This is a genomic window from Clostridium sp. CF012 (assembly GCF_018861755.1).
Lineage (GTDB): Bacteria > Bacillota > Clostridia > Clostridiales > Clostridiaceae > Clostridium_AD.
The window spans coordinates 21,926-39,738 of sequence record NZ_JAHLEF010000018.1 but is presented as its reverse complement, the minus strand read 5'-3'; the positions used below and the strand labels follow the sequence as shown (position 1 = coordinate 39,738).

Below are 17,813 nucleotides of genomic sequence, written 5' to 3'. Positions count from 1 at the left end.
TTATTTTTTATTATAATATATAGTTAAATTATACTGTAAAAATATAATTCAGCTATTGTAATTTAAACTATTACCTTTACCTTTTGTTCTACGCTTTCCACTATTGATCCATCCGCAATTAAATTAGTAACTTTATCTAATTCAATATACATAACCACATCTCTTTCAATAAACTGTACTTTTTCTCTAACCACTTTATATGCTTCCTTTGTACCTACCCCTAAAGTATAGCCTTCTCTAAAGTCTATAGCTTGGCAGGATGCCAAAATCTCAGTTGCTAAAACTCTTTGAACATTTTCAATAATATCTCTGCCCTTTCTAGCTGCTATAGTTCCCATACTTACATGATCTTCTTGATTTGCAGAAGAGGGAATAGAGTCAACAGATGCTGGATGTGCTAAAATCTTATTTTCAGACACTAAAGCTGCCGCTGCATATTGAGTTATCATAAACCCAGAATTTAATCCACCTTCTTTTACTAAAAAAGCTGGCAAATCATTCAGTTGGTAATTAATAAGTCTCTCCAGTCTTCTTTCAGAGATACTAGCCATTTCAGCCATTGCTATTCCTAAAAAGTCAAAGCTTATTGCCATAGGTTGCCCGTGAAAATTACCTCCAGAAATAACATCCCCTTCTTCTGTAACTATTGGATTATCCGTAACGGAGTTAATTTCAATTTCCACCTTACTTTTAATATACTCTAATGCGTCTTTGCTTGCACCATGAACTTGAGGTACACATCTTAGTGAGTAAGCATCTTGTACTCTTATCTCTCCTTGAGATGTTATAAATGTGCTTCCGTAAGTGAGGTTTAAAATATTTTTAGCAGTTTGCATTTGACCTCTGTGAGGCCTTAAGCTATGTATTCTTGGATCAAAGGCATCTCTTATCCCTCTAAGAGCTTCTAAACTTAATGCTGCTGCAATGTCACTTATTTTCAATAAATTAATACTATCATATACAGCTAGTGCTCCCACTGCTGTCATAACTTGCGTGCCATTTATAAGTGCCAAGCCTTCTTTTGCTGTAAGCTCTACTATTTCTAAGCCTGCCTTTTCCATAGCTTCTTTTCCCGGTAAAATTTTGCCGTTAAACTCTGCTTCACCTTCTCCAAGCATTGGTAAAACCATATGAGATAGTGGTGCCAAATCTCCTGAAGCTCCAAGTGAACCCTTTTCAGGAACTACAGGGCATACTCCACTGTTAATCATTGCTATTAATGTTTTTAGTGTACTAAGTCTTATTCCAGAATATCCTTTTGCAAGAGCGTTTGCTCTTAGTAGCATTATACTTTTTACTATTTCATTAGAAAAACGCTTTCCAGCTCCGCAAGCATGAGAAATTATTAGATTCCTTTGTAATTTCTTACAAGCCTCTCCGGATATAGTTACATCGCTAAATTTACCAAAACCCGTGGTAATACCATAGATCACTTTATTATTATCTACTATTTCATCTACAATATTTCTAGATTTAATAACTCTTTCTTCTGCTTCCTTAGTTAATTCCACCTTGCAACCTTTTCTTGTAACCATCACTATCTGCTCTAAAGTAAGATCATTTCCATTAATTTGTATCACTGTCATATGTTTCACCCTCCAGATTTCTAATTTTCTTAATAATACTAATATTCTTTATTGTTACCCAATAATCCTTTTAAAAAGCTACACTGAATATTCTGAATATTTTTAATTAGTTAATGTGGTACTAGGGTAAACTGCTACCACCTTAAAATATAAATTCATTAAAGTAAATCCCGATGCACAAATATTATTCTCTTGTTAATATCACTACAGATGTGACAATCATAATACTTCCAATTATAATCCTAGCTGATATAGGTTCCCTTAAAATTATTATTCCTAAAGTTAAGGCAACAATAGGTTCGATAGTACTAAAAATTGAAGCCTTGGAAGGACCTATTATTCTAACACCTTCTAAAAATGCCATTAGTGCCACGGCTGTGGATATTAATGCTAATAATAAAATTGCTACAAGTGCATAAAAAGAAATATGCATATTAAAATTTCCAGTACCGATTGCTGCCATAAACATCATAACAGCAGATGCACATGAGATATAAAAGGTTAAAACATAACTGTTGATGACCCTAAATTCCTTATGAGACGCACCTAACACATATAATGAATACATTACTGCAGCTATACCCGCCAGTATTATTCCTATTAGATTAAAACTCGCACTTTCCATGTCAATTAAAATAAAAATACCTATTGTTGAAATCATCAAAGATATTATTTTCCTAGGATATATTCTCTCCTTATAAAAAACATAGGAAAATAAAGTAACGATAGCCGGGTATGTATACACAATCATAGTTGCCATTCCAATACTTATATAATTATAGGACATAAATAAACTAATAGCTGAAACTGTAAATCCGAACACCCCTATTATTATTACTAAAAATAATTGCTTTCTAGCTAATTTCAAAGATATACCTTTAGATTTCAAATAATAGAAAAGCATAATAGCTGCAAAAAAAAACCTAAGGAATAATGTGGTATATGTGTTTGCACCTCCTCTATACGATAACTTTGCTAGTATTGGCATAATTCCAAAGGAAATAGCCGATAAAATAATAAATAAAATTCCTTTTGTTTTTTCCATAGTAATCCCCCTTGTGCTAACATTAATTAAATACCTACTAAATTGTATCATCCTTTTGTTAATCTTTCATCATTTATGTATAAATTTTATAAATAATCGAGGCGAAATAATCTTAAATAAATTAAAGACTCTAGCGCTGCATATGCAGGGCTAGAGTCTTTAATTTATTATTCATAAAAGTTTTTTGGGGAAATCACACTTGCAGTTTACTAACTATAGTTTACTCAGAATAAGGATTATTCCAAGAATTCATAAACACAAAATCCTTCACATCTTTTTTATCATTATGCTCATTACTTTCAACAATTTCTCCAACAGGAGTTATGGCCACTATTTTATAATTCTTAGGGATTGATAATGTGTTTTTTATAATATCCTCATTAATTGCAGCAATCCAACAAGTTCCATAGCCCTCATTTGTAGCGGCTAAAACAAAATGCTCCATAGCAATAGCGCTATCAACTAAATAGTAATCTTTGTTTTCTACTTCACCAGAATCATCTGGATTTGCAACTACAATAGCTGTCATTGGTGCCTCCAATATTGACTGCGCTGCTGAATTATCTTTATTCATTATAGCTTTAGAAATTTGTTCTAATTCATTTTTTTCATCAACTAAAATAAATTTATAAGAAGTCTTATTTTTCCATGAAGGCGACATCATTGCAGCATTAATCATTCTAGCTAATTTTTCTGTATTTATTGGGGTATTCTTAAATTTTTTGGTACTTTGTCTTGACTTGACTACATCATAAAATTGCATATAACCACACTCCTTTAACTTTAGTATGTGTAATTATTTCTCTAGTATTCTCTTATAAATCCCAAGATAACTTTTCCAGAAAATTTCTATAGTAAATCTTTTTACAATAATTTTATGTAAATTTTCACCTTTTAAGCTTAAGTTATTAACATCTAAATACGCTGTACTCATAGCTTTGTAAATATTTTCATGGTTTTGGTTTTCTATTTTATATCCACTATTTTCATCCAATATACACTCTAAGTCCCCTACCACAGTATAAATGGTTGGAATCTTTACAATTCCTGATTCTAAAACTGTTAAGGGCGGAGCTCCGCCCTCACTTAAAGAAGCCAAAACACTAACATTGGAACAGTTTATATAGTCTAGGGGGTTTGTTACATTTCCAACCATAGTAACGCTATTTTCTAATTTTGAATCAACTATTAACTTTTCAAGTTGGTGTCTTAGTTGTCCATCACCAACAATGAGCAATTTTACATCATGAAATTTGAGAATTAATTTATTAAATGCCAGTATTACCTCTTTATGGTTTTTTATAGGATGTAATCTTGCAACCATAACATATACAAAATCCTCCTGGTTTAATTTTAAATTATTTCTCATGTCTTCTGCAGAGGTCACAACACTATTTTTTTTTATATCTATGCCATTGTTTACAACTGCCTTGCTTCCCTTAAACTTTTTTGATTCTAATAGCTCTTTTAAGTTATTTGATACACAAATATAATTATCAAAGCTCTTTAAGCCTTTAATACTAAGAGGCGTAAAAATAAAGTATTTTACCTTATTATTAAGAAAATCATATCTATAGTCACTGTGAACTACAGCTACTGTAGGCACTTTTATCTTTCTTTTTAAAATTAAATGCATCAAAAATGGTTTTGCACCATGAAAATTCACTATACTTATGGAGTTATGGTTTATAAAATCAACAAGCTCCATATTATTGAGCTTGTTTGTAAAAAGTTTATAGCTAACATCTATAGTTTTAGCTTTTGAGTAAAGTGGCCCTTCTCCTACACAACCAATTATGTTTTCAAAATTTTCATTACGTTTATTGCATATGTTTAGTACGTGGTTTCCACCCCCACCATTGTCATTGCCAGATATTATATGCAAAACTTTAATGTGGATCCCCTCCTTGCACTCGTCTTTATATATGACATTTATTTACGGCTATGCTTATCCTTTATAACCATTAAAATGAATTTAGGTATAGACGACAATCTTTTAATTCTAAAGGGCTCTTTTGCAACCCTATATAACCATTCCAGCCCTATATTTATCATCCATTTAGGTGCACGCTTAAGATTGCCAGCAATAATGTCAAAACTTCCTCCAACACCCATAAATACGTTGCAAGGAAGTCTGTCCATATATTTTGCTATGAATAACTCTTGCTTTGGGCATCCCATTGCAACAAATAAGACTTGTGGTTTAACTTTTTCTATTTCTACTAATATTTCTTCACAATTGTCTATTTCGAAATATCCATCATGACTACCTAATATATTTAATTTCCGATATTTAGTTCGTAAATTTATATTGCACATATCTACTGTTTCTTGAGTAGCACCTAGTAAATATATTCCTTGGTTTTCACTTTCACATTTTTTTACTAAAGAATCCATAAGTTCTATACCTGCAATTTTTTCTTTCACTGGTTGACCAACAATTTTCGAACATATTACAGTGCTAATTCCATCTGGAATGATGATAGAACTTTTACCAATGAAATTATCTAATAATATTTTATTTTGTAGTCCATTATTAAGCACTTCTGGATTTCCTGAAACAATATGTACTTTTTCAAAATTATTTATACTTTTAAGTAATGTTTCTATGTTGTCATTAAAAATTTCAAATTGAAAAATTCTTGTTGTCATAAAACTCCTCCAAATAATCTATGTTTTGTAGATACTCCATAATAATAAACAATATATAATAAGTGATTATGCAAACTATTTTAGCCAATTAGTATCACTTTAGCGAATGATTAATAAGCACCCTCTTTTTTGAATACAGATACAACTGTTAAAAAGAGTATCTTTATGTCCAGTGAAACAGAAAAATCCATAATATACTTCAGATCAAAAGCAATAGTTTTTCCCAGTTCAATTTCTCCTCTTCCACTAATCTGTGCAAGTCCAGTAATACCAGGCAGAACTAGAAATCTTTGACGATAACTTTCTGGATAATAATTAACTACCTCAGGTATTTCAGGTCTAGGTCCTACAAGGCTCATTTGTCCAAACAAAACATTAAAAAGTTGTGGTATTTCATCTAAGCTACTGCGCCTTAAAAAGCTCCCAAGCTTTGTTATTCTACTGTCTGACTTACTTTGAAATACAAAATTTTCTAAATCATTTGGGTCTATATTTAGGTCTCTTTTACTTTCAGCTTGAACTATCATAGTTCTAAATTTATAAATAGTAAAATCTTTACCATCCTTACCAACTCTAATTTGTTTAAATACAGTTGGCCCTTTTGAATCTAGTCTAATAGCAATAATGGTAATTAAATATATAGGTGATAGTATAATTATGCCAAGTATTGATAATATTATATCCATTAATCTCTTCAGAGCGAATTGAAGCTTTTTATTCTCAATGTGTATTTCCTTGTCTATGGTTTTCATGTTGCCTTTCTTCATCTTTTACTCCTACCTTCTCTTGAATATTTAAGTGAGATATTTATTTCTGATTTTTTACGGACTGATATTTTAAAATTATTTAGTATATAAACATATATACCATATTATAATTCGTTTTATTTTTTTATACTTATTTATACATTAATAATAATATCATATTTTATTCCTTACGACAACTATCAACATAATTCAAAAGGGTATATCAAAGTGAGATATACCCTTTTATTTTATCAGTGATTTTTAATGTTCGCTTCCAAATCCATCACTTCTTTGTACACTTCCAATAATTTTTTAGAAACACATTCAGGTGAAAACTTGAGTTTTATCTCTGCAGATATTTTCTTCCTGTCAAATGCTATGTTATTCTTGTACATATATTTCATCACTCTTACTAATTCACTAAGATCATCCACTGGAATCATACACCCATTCTCGTCATGAACAAATACTTCAGGTCCGCCACACTTAGTTGCGATGACCGGAACCCCAGAAGCCAAAGCTTCAATATAAGCAACACCAAAGGTTTCAGAACGTGAAGCTAACACAAAACAATCACTATTCTTTAGTTTTTCTTTAATAACTTCCCTAGAACACATACCCATAAGCTCAACTCTATTCTCTAAGTGGTATTTTTTTATAATGCCCTCTAGTTTAGCCCTCTCATCACCTTCTCCAAATATTGTCAAGGTAACATCTGAAAAATCACTAAAAGCGCTATAAAATGCCTCAATGGTCAAATCCATTCTTTTTCCATAAATTAAATTTCCGATTGATACAAAGTTAAATGTCTTGCTTTCTTCTCTTATTGTATGAGTGAATAAGTCTGTATCAACAATATTAGGAATGTACAATGCTTTAATGTTTAATTTGTTTTTTATGGCATTTACGAGTGTCGGGCTTACTGCAATAACAGCATCAGCTTGTTCGTATGCAACTGTTGCCATGTTTAAAAGCTGTTTGTCTATCACTGGCTTATTTATGAGCGATGAATGCTCAGTTATTACAAGAGGAACGTTTTTTTGTTTTTTAAGTGTCGCTGCCGCATAACCTAGACCAGTAAAATGTGCATGGAGTATATCTGGCTTGCCTATTTCTTTTAAAATAAGTTTATACAAAATACTCAGACCTATACTAGTCACTTTGTTCAAAATCGCTTTGGGAAGTCTGCCACCCGGAATGTTTATAACATAAACATTCACGCCGTCTATTTCATTCCGTTCAACCCCCCATTTACGCCACCGTCTTATGGAGCGGACATCAATTGCAGCAAAAGCTACTTTGCAGCCTGCTTTAGCTAAAGCTTTTGCCTGGTCAAATTCAAATATACCATTCATCTTATATTTATTTGTGGGGAATCCACGTGATATGATCATGACAAACATTAAATTATGCTCCTTTCATATATTACAACTTGTTCAAAAATTTTCAAATATCTTTAAAGGCCCTATGTACTCTTATGACTAGGGTTTAATAATGCTTCTACTGTAGCTAATAAAAACCAAAAATAAGTTGTTGCTTTAGGTACGAAGAATAAATTATCAAATAAATTCATAAATAGAAACGCAATCATGCTTGCCATTACACCCATATAAAATGGCTTGTAAAATTTATCTGTAGTAGTACTATACATTTTTTTAACTTTAAATAACGCTATTGCTATTATTCCTAAAAAAGAAACAATCCCCATTATTCCTAACTCACTTTGTACTTTAAAATACGAATTATGGGAAGGATAATTCTTAAATGACTCATATTCCAATTTATACTTAGTTACATATTCATTATATCTAGTGACGAAATTACCATTACCAACACCAAGAATTGGATGTTCCTTTATCATCATCATAGCTGTTTTCCAAAGTTTAATTCTTGATTCATTTTGAGATAAATTAGTAAGATCTTTAACTCTTTGAAAAACAGAAGGTATGAAAATCATTAAAACGCTAAAACCACCAAGCGCAAAAATCAACTTAATGCTATAAATAAGCGCGAGAACTAATAATCCAAGTCCAAATCCTAATAATGCATTTCTAGAAAAAGTCATCAATAAATTAGTAAGTAGTAATATTGAAAGAAATATATACACTATTTTTTTATTCTTTTTCTTTTCGTAAATGGATAACATAATCATTGGAAAAATAATTAATATTAAATAAGCACCATAAGCATTTGGATTAAAAAGCGTGGAAGCAATCTTTATACCAGTTCCAAATTCATTTATTCTTGTAAACCTTTCAGTCAATGCAAACCCAGTAAAATGCTGCACAATCCCTATACAGCTTAAAATAAAGGAGATAAATATATAGCATCTTAATAAAATATTTATTTGTTTCTTATTATTGAACTCATATTTTATAATAAAATACATAAAGATATATGTTATAAACCTTGCACTTTCACTTAAAGCTATTTTTTTATCTACCGCATAAATAGTAGATGCCAGCATAATGACCAATAATATTGATATAAATATACTTAGTTTAGACGTGAAAAAATCTATAATTCCATTAATGAAAATCTCTCTACTTTTTTTAGATACAACTAGACTTATTATGTAAACAAAAATCATTAGTCCTAAAATCAAATCAGTAAATAGTACCCCATTAACCATAATTTCTTTTGGAATTAAAGGTAATAACATAATGTAAGCACATGTTAATATAAATAAAATATTTTTACAAAAATTCATTCCCATTTTCCCACCTTATTTCAAATTATCCCAAATTACCTTGATGACTTTGTATTCTTTTCAACTGCACTATTAGATCTTAAACAATAAAATACTATTAATCCCTCTAAAAATCCTATTCCATAGCTTAGATGTAGTATCAAGAAGGCTATTATCATCCTAGGTACATATCTAATTTTTCCTTTGGAAGCTCTTAAAGAGAATGTAATCGCTCCGAATAAATATACTATTAATTCTGTTATAAATAAATATCTAGCTACCTTTGAGAGTGGACTTACTACTGTGCCTAAAATTAGACTTATAACAAATAGTAAGGGTATTAAATGTCTTACTGCTGCTGGCTTTTTATGTTTTTGAATAACTCTAACTTTCCAAAATCCATACTGAAAATATTGTGTCCAAAGCTTTCCAAAAGATCCTCTCGTATAATAGTGAGATATTATATCAGGAGCTAGAAGAATCTTATTACCACTCTTAGCTATTCTAAAATTCAATTCATCATCTTGATTGCGTACAAGCTCTTCATCAAAATATCCTATTTCATCAAATATGCCTCTTCTATAAGCTCCAAAAGCAACGGTGTCAACAAGCTGTTCTTTTTCTGAGAATCTAAATAGCGCATTGCCTACACCAAATGGGGACCCCATAGAGAAAGATATAGCCTCTGCCATACTATTTTCACTAATATTTATGATTCTACCACCTACACAAGCAATATCATTATTCTTTAGTTTTTCTACGCAAATTTTGATATAATCTTTATCCATATAGGCATGGGCACCAAAAATTACAATTATCTCCCCCACCGAAGCTTTTATTCCTAAATTCATTGCTGTAGGTGCCACTCTTTTTTCATTTATCACTAATTTTATCTGTGGATATTTATTGTTATATTCTTTTATTACTTCCTGAGTACTATCATCTGAACATCCATCACAAACCATAACTTCAATATTATCTATTCCATAGCTTTGTTCTATTATGGATTGTATACATTTTCCAATATGATTTTCTTCATTTCTGCAGGGGATAACTACAGATACTTTTACATTCCCTTTATCATTCATTTTATCACTCCTCACTAAGATTAAGTTAATTGATATTTTTTAAATTATCTTGGAGTATATCTTTATACAAATTGATTAAATTTATTTTTTCAGCTTCCCAAGAAAGCATAGTTTCAACTACATGTCTATTATTTACGCCTATCCGCTTTGTATTCTCAATGTTTTTTACTAATCCATGAATATTCTCTGCCATTTCTTTAGGTTTCTTAGGGTTTACAAATATAGCATTTCCCTCAAATGCTTCCATCCAATATGAAAAATTAGACATCAATATTGGTATTCCACACGCCATATATTCATAGGCTTTTACTGGCGAACTTTTTATATGATTAAGAGTTGGATAGAGGGTGCAAAGTCCCAGATCTACGCTTTTCATGTAAGAATAAACCTCTTTTACTGGCATAAACCCCAGAAATTTTGTGTATTTCCATCCTTCAAGTCCTTCACATTCACTTTTATATTCGGGCTCATCCCATTTACCTAAAATTAATAATTCTACTTCACCATCTAAGTAATTAGCAGCTTGTATCAATTCTCTTATGCCTCTTATTTCAGTAAGTCCTCCTGCATAAAGCATAGTGAATTTTTCTCGTTTTACTTCTAACCGCTTGCTTTCATCTATTATAGCAATAGACGGTAAATTTCTTAATAGTGTGGTTCGTTTATTCATGTAAAATTTCTCAACTATATCATCGGTAACCGTTACTACGCCATCAAAATATTTACAGGACCACTTTTCAAAGGTATTAAATATTTTAGAAATTATCTTCCTAAAAATAAGGCTACCTAGCCAATCCTTATTCAAAATTTGTGCTGGTACATCTTCATGTACATCATATATTACTTTTTTACCTAATAATTTTAACTTAAGTCCTAAAAAAATCATTTCCGGATCATGAAACTGATATATATCAGCATTTATTTCTTTTGCTTTTTTTAATGCAATTCTTTTTTTAAATATAAATCTATATAAACGACCACTCTTTTGAGGAAGCGGAATAATATGTACTCCATCTATTTCTTCTTCTTTATCATGAGGAGCTATTAAATAGACCTCATACCCTTCCCTGGCAAGTGTTTTACATTCTTTGTGAAAAATTCTAACATCTGATGATGAATGAACTGTAGTAATATGACATACTTTTATAGGCATAATTGAATCCTCCATAATACTTGAATAAAAAAATATACTATTTACTCAAAAAGAATTTAATAGTATCTTTAATATTCTTATTTAATTTACTTACATGCATTATCTTTTATACTTTCCGTTATTTATTTCTTTTTATCATACTTTCGTCAAAATTTCGTTTCATAAATAGTCGCAATAAAGCAACTCTAATTATATAATACATACTTAACATATGCAACTAAATATAAATCTTAATCTATTGTTAAAGAACTCAAGTTAAAATTTCTTATGTACTTTTGTTTCTATCATTCCCGCATTATACGTAGAAATACCCTGTAGTGTAGACTTTCTTAACTTTTGTCTGCACTATAGGGTACATTACCTTTTATTGATTTTTTAGCAATTGATCTTCTGGTACAACTCGAAACACCTTAGCAGGATTTCCGGCTACAATTTTGCCTGCTTGCACGTCTTTTGTAACTACACTACCTGCTGCTACTAATCCATCTTCATATATAGTTTTACCAGGTAGGATAACTGCTCCGGCTCCGATTCTGCCACCTTTTTTTATAGTTACTCCTTTAAATTTTCCAAACCGTTCCTTAGAACGAGCTGCGTAATTATCATTAGAAGTTGTAACACAAGGGGCAATAAATACATAATCTTCAACTTCTGAATATGCTGTTAAATATACATTAGTTTGTATTTTGCAGTTAGACCCAACGCTGCAGAAATTTTCAATAGTTGTTCCTCGACCAATAATTGTTTTTGATCCTACGACTACATTTTCTCTTATTACAGCGGTGTCAGCAATAAGCGTTTTTTCTCCGATTATGCAACCGCAATAAATTATCACCCCTGCACCTATAAGACAACCTTCGCTTATTTTAGCTGGAAGCAATTTTTCTTCATCTTTAAAAATACTGTTTACAGACCTCATAGGCTGCTTGCCTATTACCGTATTATCATCTATTCTAACATTGTCTCCAATAATAGTTCCTAGGTGTATAACCACATTACTACCTATAATACAATTAGTGCCTATTACTACTTCATCATCTATTACTACAAAATGTCCCATTGTTACATTATTACCCAATTTACTTTTTTCTGAAACATAATTCATGAAAATAACCCCCTTTCATATGATATTTCTAAAATTATTACTTCATTTCGAGCGTTGAGAAATCTCCCATTGGGAATTTAACTGGAAGTCCAGTAAGTCTTGATTTATAAGCAGCAAGTATAATCGACATACCTTTTTTACCTTCTTCTCCATTTATGAGAGGTTGTCTATTCATATTTATAGAATCTATCATATCTTTATATAATGGTGTATGTCCGAAGCCATATACTGAATCGGGGTCACCCTTTTGCTGACTTAATATTTCTTCCTCGGTATCCAGATCATCTGCAAACTTCCAAGTTTCTATGGAATTAACTGCAAGTCCTCCTATGCAAACCGTACCAGTTTCTCCAAAGATGCTCAAAGTTTCTTCTAAATTTTTAGGATATACACAAGCTGAACCTTCAATTATACCTATAGATCCATTTTTAAATCTTATCATTATTGCTCCAAAATCCTCAGCTTCTATATCTCGAAGGAAAGTATCACACTGAGCATAAACAGTGTCTATTTCGCCACCCATCATCCATTGTAATAAATCAATATTGTGAATACATTGATTCATTAGTGTACCACCATCGAGCTCCCATGTTCCTCTCCAAGGTGCCTGTTGATAGTATCCCATATTTCTATTCCAAAGAATTCTTGCTGTTCCATTAACTAATTTTCCAAACCTATTTTCTTCTACAGCATCTCTTAGCTTTTGTATTGGCTCATTAAATCTATTTTGGTGACTAACACAAAGCTTTACATTATTTTTTCTTGCACACTCAATCATTCTATCAGCATCCTGAGTAGATAGTGCCATTGGTTTTTCAACAATTACATGTTTTCCGTGATTCATGCAATAAATAGCTATTTCTGGATGATATCCACTTTCAGTAGCTATAGTAACCAGATCAATATCAGCACTCTCAAGCATTTCTTTATAATCTGTATAAACTTTTACATCTTCACTCTCACCTAATGCTTTTATGTACTCTTCTCTTTTGGACGTTGCATTAGCTTCTACCACATCGCAAACTGCTGTAAGCTGGATTTCTAACTTATTTTGAGTTATAGCCTCTATATGCTTGTAAGATATTCTTCCACATCCTAATATTGCTACCTTTAATTTTTTCATTTGAATTCCTCCTTGATGATTTTCTATAATTTTGGCATGCAACATTGTGAATAATTTACAATGCTTGCATGCCATAATTTTTATTACTTTAATTATATTAAAGTTTATTAATTTTTTCTCTATTATTTACAACATATTTTGTAGCATTTCTAGTGTCATATAATAAACCAGCTTCTGCTACAATTCTTTCATAATCATAATCACTATGATCTGTTGTTATTATTACTATATCTGCATTAACTATTTCTGTTTCCCAATTTACAGATACGTATTCTTTACCCTTGTGCATGAATTTTGGGATAAATGGGTCATTTACAATTATGTCAGCACCATTCTTTTCTAACTGATCAATAACCTTTAGTGTTGGTGATTCTCTCATATCATCTATATCTTTCTTATAAGCTGCACCCATAAGAAGAACTTTTGCTCCGTTTAGTGCCTTTTTCTGACCATTTAAAAGTTTCATAACATTTTCAAGGACAAATTCAGGCATATAATCATTGATTATACCTGAAGCTTCTATTAATTTCGTATGATAATCAAATTCTTTTGCTTTCCACTCTAAGTAGAATGGATCAAGTGGTATACAATGTCCACCAAGTCCTGGGCCTGGGTAAAACGGCATAAATCCATAAGGCTTAGTTTTAGCTGCATCTATGACTTCCCAAATATCAATATTCATTCTTTTACACAAAATAGCCATTTCATTTGCTAGTGCTATATTTACATTTCTGAAAGTATTCTCAAGAATTTTTTCCATTTCAGCTACCGCTGGAGAAGAAACTTCCATTATATCTCCCTCTAGCACACTTCTGTATAACATTCCTGCTACTTCAGTACAGTCTTTAGTACATCCCCCAACTATCTTAGGAGTGTTTTTTGTATTAAACTCTTTATTACCTGGATCAATTCGCTCTGGAGAGAAGGCAAGGAAAAAGTCAACTCCACATTTTAAACCTGATTCTTCAAGCAGCGGTTTTAGAACTTCTTCAGTTGTTCCTGGGTATGTCGTGCTCTCTAAAACAACTAGCATTCCCTTATGTAAATACTTAGCAACACTTTTGGTTGATTCTACTACATATGATAAGTCCGGTTGCTTATATAAATCTAGTGGTGTAGGCACTGCAATACAAACCGTGTCAACATCAGCAACAAAGCTAAAATCTGTAGTGGCTTTAAGTTTTCCTTCTCGAACCAACTTAGCTAAATCAGAATCTAGAATATCTCCAATGTAATTATGTCCTTCATTTACCATTTTAACCTTTTTATCTTGAACATCAAAGCCTATTACTTCATAACCTACCTTAGCCTTCTCTACAGCTAATGGCAAGCCCACATATCCGAGGCCTACTACACCAAGTTTTGCTGTTTTATTTTTTAATTTTAATAATAATTCGTCTTTATATTGAGACATTTTATTACCTCCTATAACCTTAAAGGTCTAATTTAATACATCTTTTTTTAAATTGCTCTTTCTTTTATAGGTAGGAACCTTTTGTTCCATTAAAGCAAACACAGCTTCATTATCTTTTCCCACTACATTTTTAAAATCCTCAATAGATTTTTCAATAAAATCTATATCATTTCCAATAGGCTTTTCAACGTAAATTTTATTATGTGAAGTGGATGTTAATGCTACCTCATCCATCAAGAGCTCTTCATAAAGTTTTTCTCCTGGCCTTAGCCCAACAAATTCAATTTTTATATCTACATCGGGTTCAAGTCCTGAAAGCGTTATTAAATCTCTGGCTAAATCGACAATTCTTACAGGTTCGCCCATATCCAAAACAAATATTTCTCCACCTTTTGCCATTCCTCCAGCTTGAATAACTAATTGTGCAGCTTCTGGTATTGTCATAAAGAATCTATTTATATCCGGATGCATAACTGTTACCGGTCCTCCATGAGCTATTTGCTTTTTAAATAATGGTATCACTGAACCATTACTTCCTAAAACATTACCAAATCGTACAGCCACATATTCAGTGTCGCTAACTGTATCAAAGGCTTGAATTATTAATTCACAAAATCTCTTTGTAGCTCCCATAATATTCGTAGGGTTTACTGCTTTATCTGTACTAATTTGAACAAATCTTTTAACACCAGATTCATGACTACATTTTACCACATTATAAGTTCCTATTACATTGTTCTTAATGGATTCTGCTGGGTTACTCTCCATAAGTGGCACATGTTTATGAGCTGCTGCATGAAATACTACATCCGGTTTATGGGTTTCAAAAACTTCTTTCAATCTATCAACGTCTCTAACAGATGCAATAATGAACTCTTTATTTAACAGTGGAAACTCGTAGTTAAGCTCCATCTGTAAGTCATACGCATTGTTTTCGTAAATATCTATAACTATTAGTTTTTTAGGTTTAAACTTAGCAATTTGCCTACATAGTTCTGAACCTATAGAACCACCACCACCTGTAACTAATATTGTTTTACCTTTAATATACTTATCAATATCTTCGGTGCTTAATTTAACTGGTTCTCTTCCTAAAAGATCCTCAATATTTACATCGCGAAGTTGACTAATGTTTACTTTTTCATCTACGATTTCGTAAATACCAGGAATTGTTTTTAATTTACATTTCGTCCTTTTGCAGATGTTTAATATTTCTGTTTTAGTTTTAAAATCTGCTGAAGGCATGGTAATAATTATTTCCTCAACGGATTGCTCCTTGCAAATTGAAATTATTTTGTCTCTACCACCTAATACTTTTATACCGTTGATTATTTTATGCTTTTTAGATTGATCATCATCAATTAATCCCACAACATAATATTTCAATTCGCTATGTTTACTAATTTCTTTTACTAACATAACACCTGCATCGCCGGCACCTACAATAAGAATGTTTACGTTCTTATCACACTGTTTATTTTCTCCTTTTTTTTGCTCTGATATTCTATATATAATTCTAATTCCACCCAAGGTAATTACACAAAGAAGCCAAAATATAATATGTACAGTAAAAGGGAATCTATAATAGTCACTTTTAAATAAGATATAGCTAACTAAATAGCTATAAATTACGAACGCTATATTTGCGAGTGATATGGAATATACTATAGAAAATAATTCTTCTATTGAGGCATATTTCCATATACTTCGATACAATCCAAATATTTTATTAAAGCTTATTATTAAAATCAAAACTGGAATAATTGAAAGTTTAAAAAATTCAAGGTCTTTAATAGGGATATTAAAATCAAATCTCAATAGCAGAGATATATATAATGAAGCCAAAATACAAATAATATCCACCGCAAAGACCCTTTTGTCAGTTTTCATGAAGTTCACATCCTTTATTTAGTCTTAAACCCTTTGCTTCTCCCCTTAATCATTTTACCTCATTTCCAAAATTATTCAACATATTTTTTATACTTCTAGTATGCTGTATCTTTGCATATATTATTATATCCTAAAACCTTGTTTTTGTATAATTTAATGGAGTTTATTAACTATTTATTTATAATTTCTCAAAATTCAGTTGTTTAATGCGTTATAAATTTATAATTTAAGAAGACCCAGCACTTAAAAGTTGCTGGGTCTTCTTAATTTTTGTTAATTACCAATTTAATATATTAAATTATTTCTCTTATTTCCTAAAACTATCTTTTGTTATTGCATTCATTATAAATTTCTTTAAACATATCGTTATCCTTAATAGTTAAGAGATATTTCATAAAAGTTTCTTTAAGATCATCTCTTTTAAGTGCATATTCAACAGTTGCCTCTAAGAATCCTTCTTTATCGCCTACATCATATCTCCTACCCACAAAATTATAAGCGTACATATCTTCCTCTGATATTAAAGTCTTAAGTGCGTCTGTAAGTTGTATTTCCCCACCTTTTCCAGGCTTTGTATTTTCTAAAATATCAAATATTCTAGGGGTTATAATATATCTTCCGAGTATTGCTATGTTGGATGGTGCTTCAGATGCATTGGGTTTTTCAATAACATCCTTTACCTTGTAAACTCTATCCTCTATTGATGATCCATCTACAATACCATATTTGTAAACTTCACTTAAGGGAACCTCTTGAACTCCTAAAATCGAAGTCTCATATTCCTCGTAGCAATCAATAAGTTGTTTTAGACAAGGAACCTCACTATCTACCACATCATCACCCAGCATTACGGCAAAAGGTTCATTACCAACAAAAGTTTTTGCACAACTTATTGCGTGACCTAGTCCTTTAGGTTCTTTCTGACGTATATAATAAATATTGGCCAGGTTTGATATATCTCTAACCATTTTCAGAACATCTTCCTTACCATTTTGCTGTAATTGATACTCAAGTTCAATTGACTTATCAAAATGATCTTCGATTGCTCTTTTATTCCTTCCTGTTATTATTAAAATTTCCTCAATTCCAGAGGCAACCGCTTCTTCTATAATATATTGAATTGTTGGTTTATCAACAATTGGCAACATCTCTTTAGGTTGTGCCTTTGTAGCTGGTAAAAATCTTGTGCCAAGACCTGCTGCTGGTATTATAGCTTTTTTAACTCTCATAGTTCTTCAGCTCCTCAATTAAGGCATCTGAAAAAAATAACAAGTTTATGCTTGTTATTCTTTTATGATGACTAATATACTCTAAGATTATAA

15 protein-coding genes are annotated in these 17,813 nt (G+C 31.3%); all 15 read right to left on the bottom strand.

Annotated features, from left to right (window positions below; translation table 11 throughout):
* Positions 1 to 62 precede the first annotated feature (62 nt).
* Positions 63 to 1,586 (bottom strand): histidine ammonia-lyase, encoded by a 1,524-nt coding sequence (gene hutH / locus KPL50_RS15730; RefSeq protein ID WP_216299491.1) that lies wholly within the window; start codon positions 1,584 to 1,586, stop codon positions 63 to 65.
* A gap of 184 nt (positions 1,587 to 1,770) precedes the next feature.
* Complete coding sequence (locus KPL50_RS15725; protein ID WP_216299490.1) at positions 1,771 to 2,631, bottom strand: DMT family transporter; 861 nt, start codon at positions 2,629 to 2,631, stop codon at positions 1,771 to 1,773.
* 220 nt (positions 2,632 to 2,851) lie between these two features.
* Positions 2,852 to 3,394: a nitroreductase family protein gene (locus KPL50_RS15720; protein WP_216299489.1), complete on the bottom strand. Its 543-nt coding sequence runs from the start codon at positions 3,392 to 3,394 to the stop codon at positions 2,852 to 2,854.
* A 33-nt stretch (positions 3,395 to 3,427) separates the two neighbouring features.
* Positions 3,428 to 4,516, bottom strand: coding sequence for a glycosyltransferase (locus KPL50_RS15715; protein WP_216299488.1), 1,089 nt, complete (start codon positions 4,514 to 4,516; stop codon positions 3,428 to 3,430).
* Positions 4,517 to 4,563: 47 nt separating this feature from the next.
* Positions 4,564 to 5,283 carry a WecB/TagA/CpsF family glycosyltransferase gene (locus tag KPL50_RS15710; RefSeq protein ID WP_216299487.1) on the bottom strand — a complete coding sequence of 240 codons (720 nt, stop codon included), beginning with the start codon at positions 5,281 to 5,283 and terminating at the stop codon, positions 4,564 to 4,566.
* Positions 5,284 to 5,393: 110 nt separating this feature from the next.
* Entirely contained in the window at positions 5,394 to 6,050 is a 657-nt protein-coding gene (locus KPL50_RS15705) for a sugar transferase (protein WP_216299486.1), read from the bottom strand.
* Between the two features lie 230 nt (positions 6,051 to 6,280).
* On the bottom strand, positions 6,281 to 7,432 hold the full coding sequence (locus KPL50_RS15700) for a glycosyltransferase (RefSeq protein ID WP_216299485.1): 1,152 nt from the start codon (positions 7,430 to 7,432) through the stop codon (positions 6,281 to 6,283).
* Between the two features lie 62 nt (positions 7,433 to 7,494).
* The gene (locus KPL50_RS15695; RefSeq protein ID WP_216299484.1) at positions 7,495 to 8,739 is read right to left on the bottom strand and encodes an O-antigen ligase; all 1,245 of its coding nucleotides are present in this window, start codon (positions 8,737 to 8,739) and stop codon (positions 7,495 to 7,497) included.
* Positions 8,740 to 8,774: 35 nt separating this feature from the next.
* Complete coding sequence (locus tag KPL50_RS15690) at positions 8,775 to 9,806, bottom strand: glycosyltransferase family 2 protein (protein WP_216299483.1); 1,032 nt, start codon at positions 9,804 to 9,806, stop codon at positions 8,775 to 8,777.
* A 25-nt stretch (positions 9,807 to 9,831) separates the two neighbouring features.
* Positions 9,832 to 10,959, bottom strand: a complete 1,128-nt coding sequence (locus tag KPL50_RS15685) for a glycosyltransferase family 4 protein (RefSeq protein ID WP_216299482.1) — start codon at positions 10,957 to 10,959, stop codon at positions 9,832 to 9,834.
* 364 nt (positions 10,960 to 11,323) lie between these two features.
* A complete protein-coding gene (locus tag KPL50_RS15680) occupies positions 11,324 to 12,064 on the bottom strand; it encodes an acyltransferase (protein ID WP_216299481.1) in 741 nt (246 codons plus the stop codon).
* 37 nt (positions 12,065 to 12,101) lie between these two features.
* Positions 12,102 to 13,187, bottom strand: coding sequence for a Gfo/Idh/MocA family protein (locus KPL50_RS15675; RefSeq protein ID WP_216299480.1), 1,086 nt, complete (start codon positions 13,185 to 13,187; stop codon positions 12,102 to 12,104).
* 97 nt (positions 13,188 to 13,284) lie between these two features.
* On the bottom strand, positions 13,285 to 14,601 hold the full coding sequence (locus KPL50_RS15670) for a nucleotide sugar dehydrogenase (protein WP_216299479.1): 1,317 nt from the start codon (positions 14,599 to 14,601) through the stop codon (positions 13,285 to 13,287).
* Positions 14,602 to 14,628: 27 nt separating this feature from the next.
* Positions 14,629 to 16,491: a nucleoside-diphosphate sugar epimerase/dehydratase gene (locus KPL50_RS15665; RefSeq protein WP_216299478.1), complete on the bottom strand. Its 1,863-nt coding sequence runs from the start codon at positions 16,489 to 16,491 to the stop codon at positions 14,629 to 14,631.
* A 320-nt stretch (positions 16,492 to 16,811) separates the two neighbouring features.
* Positions 16,812 to 17,720, bottom strand: coding sequence for a UTP--glucose-1-phosphate uridylyltransferase GalU (gene galU / locus KPL50_RS15660; RefSeq protein WP_216299477.1), 909 nt, complete (start codon positions 17,718 to 17,720; stop codon positions 16,812 to 16,814).
* Positions 17,721 to 17,813 lie beyond the last annotated feature (93 nt).

What these genes read in the sequence shown, in the direction of transcription:
- KPL50_RS15705 (WP_216299486.1), bottom strand. Translation starts at nt 6,050, where the DNA reads ATGAAGAAAGGCAACATGAAAACCATAGACAAGGAAATACACATTGAG.
- hutH (WP_216299491.1), bottom strand. Translation starts at nt 1,586, where the DNA reads ATGACAGTGATACAAATTAATGGAAATGATCTTACTTTAGAGCAGATA.
- KPL50_RS15675 (WP_216299480.1), bottom strand. Translation starts at nt 13,187, where the DNA reads ATGAAAAAATTAAAGGTAGCAATATTAGGATGTGGAAGAATATCTTAC.
- KPL50_RS15690 (WP_216299483.1), bottom strand. Translation starts at nt 9,806, where the DNA reads ATGAATGATAAAGGGAATGTAAAAGTATCTGTAGTTATCCCCTGCAGA.
- KPL50_RS15710 (WP_216299487.1), bottom strand. Translation starts at nt 5,283, where the DNA reads ATGACAACAAGAATTTTTCAATTTGAAATTTTTAATGACAACATAGAA.
- KPL50_RS15695 (WP_216299484.1), bottom strand. Translation starts at nt 8,739, where the DNA reads ATGAATTTTTGTAAAAATATTTTATTTATATTAACATGTGCTTACATT.
- KPL50_RS15725 (WP_216299490.1), bottom strand. Translation starts at nt 2,631, where the DNA reads ATGGAAAAAACAAAAGGAATTTTATTTATTATTTTATCGGCTATTTCC.
- KPL50_RS15720 (WP_216299489.1), bottom strand. Translation starts at nt 3,394, where the DNA reads ATGCAATTTTATGATGTAGTCAAGTCAAGACAAAGTACCAAAAAATTT.
- KPL50_RS15665 (WP_216299478.1), bottom strand. Translation starts at nt 16,491, where the DNA reads ATGAAAACTGACAAAAGGGTCTTTGCGGTGGATATTATTTGTATTTTG.
- galU (WP_216299477.1), bottom strand. Translation starts at nt 17,720, where the DNA reads ATGAGAGTTAAAAAAGCTATAATACCAGCAGCAGGTCTTGGCACAAGA.
- KPL50_RS15685 (WP_216299482.1), bottom strand. Translation starts at nt 10,959, where the DNA reads ATGCCTATAAAAGTATGTCATATTACTACAGTTCATTCATCATCAGAT.
- KPL50_RS15680 (WP_216299481.1), bottom strand. Translation starts at nt 12,064, where the DNA reads ATGAATTATGTTTCAGAAAAAAGTAAATTGGGTAATAATGTAACAATG.
- KPL50_RS15700 (WP_216299485.1), bottom strand. Translation starts at nt 7,432, where the DNA reads ATGTTTGTCATGATCATATCACGTGGATTCCCCACAAATAAATATAAG.
- KPL50_RS15670 (WP_216299479.1), bottom strand. Translation starts at nt 14,601, where the DNA reads ATGTCTCAATATAAAGACGAATTATTATTAAAATTAAAAAATAAAACA.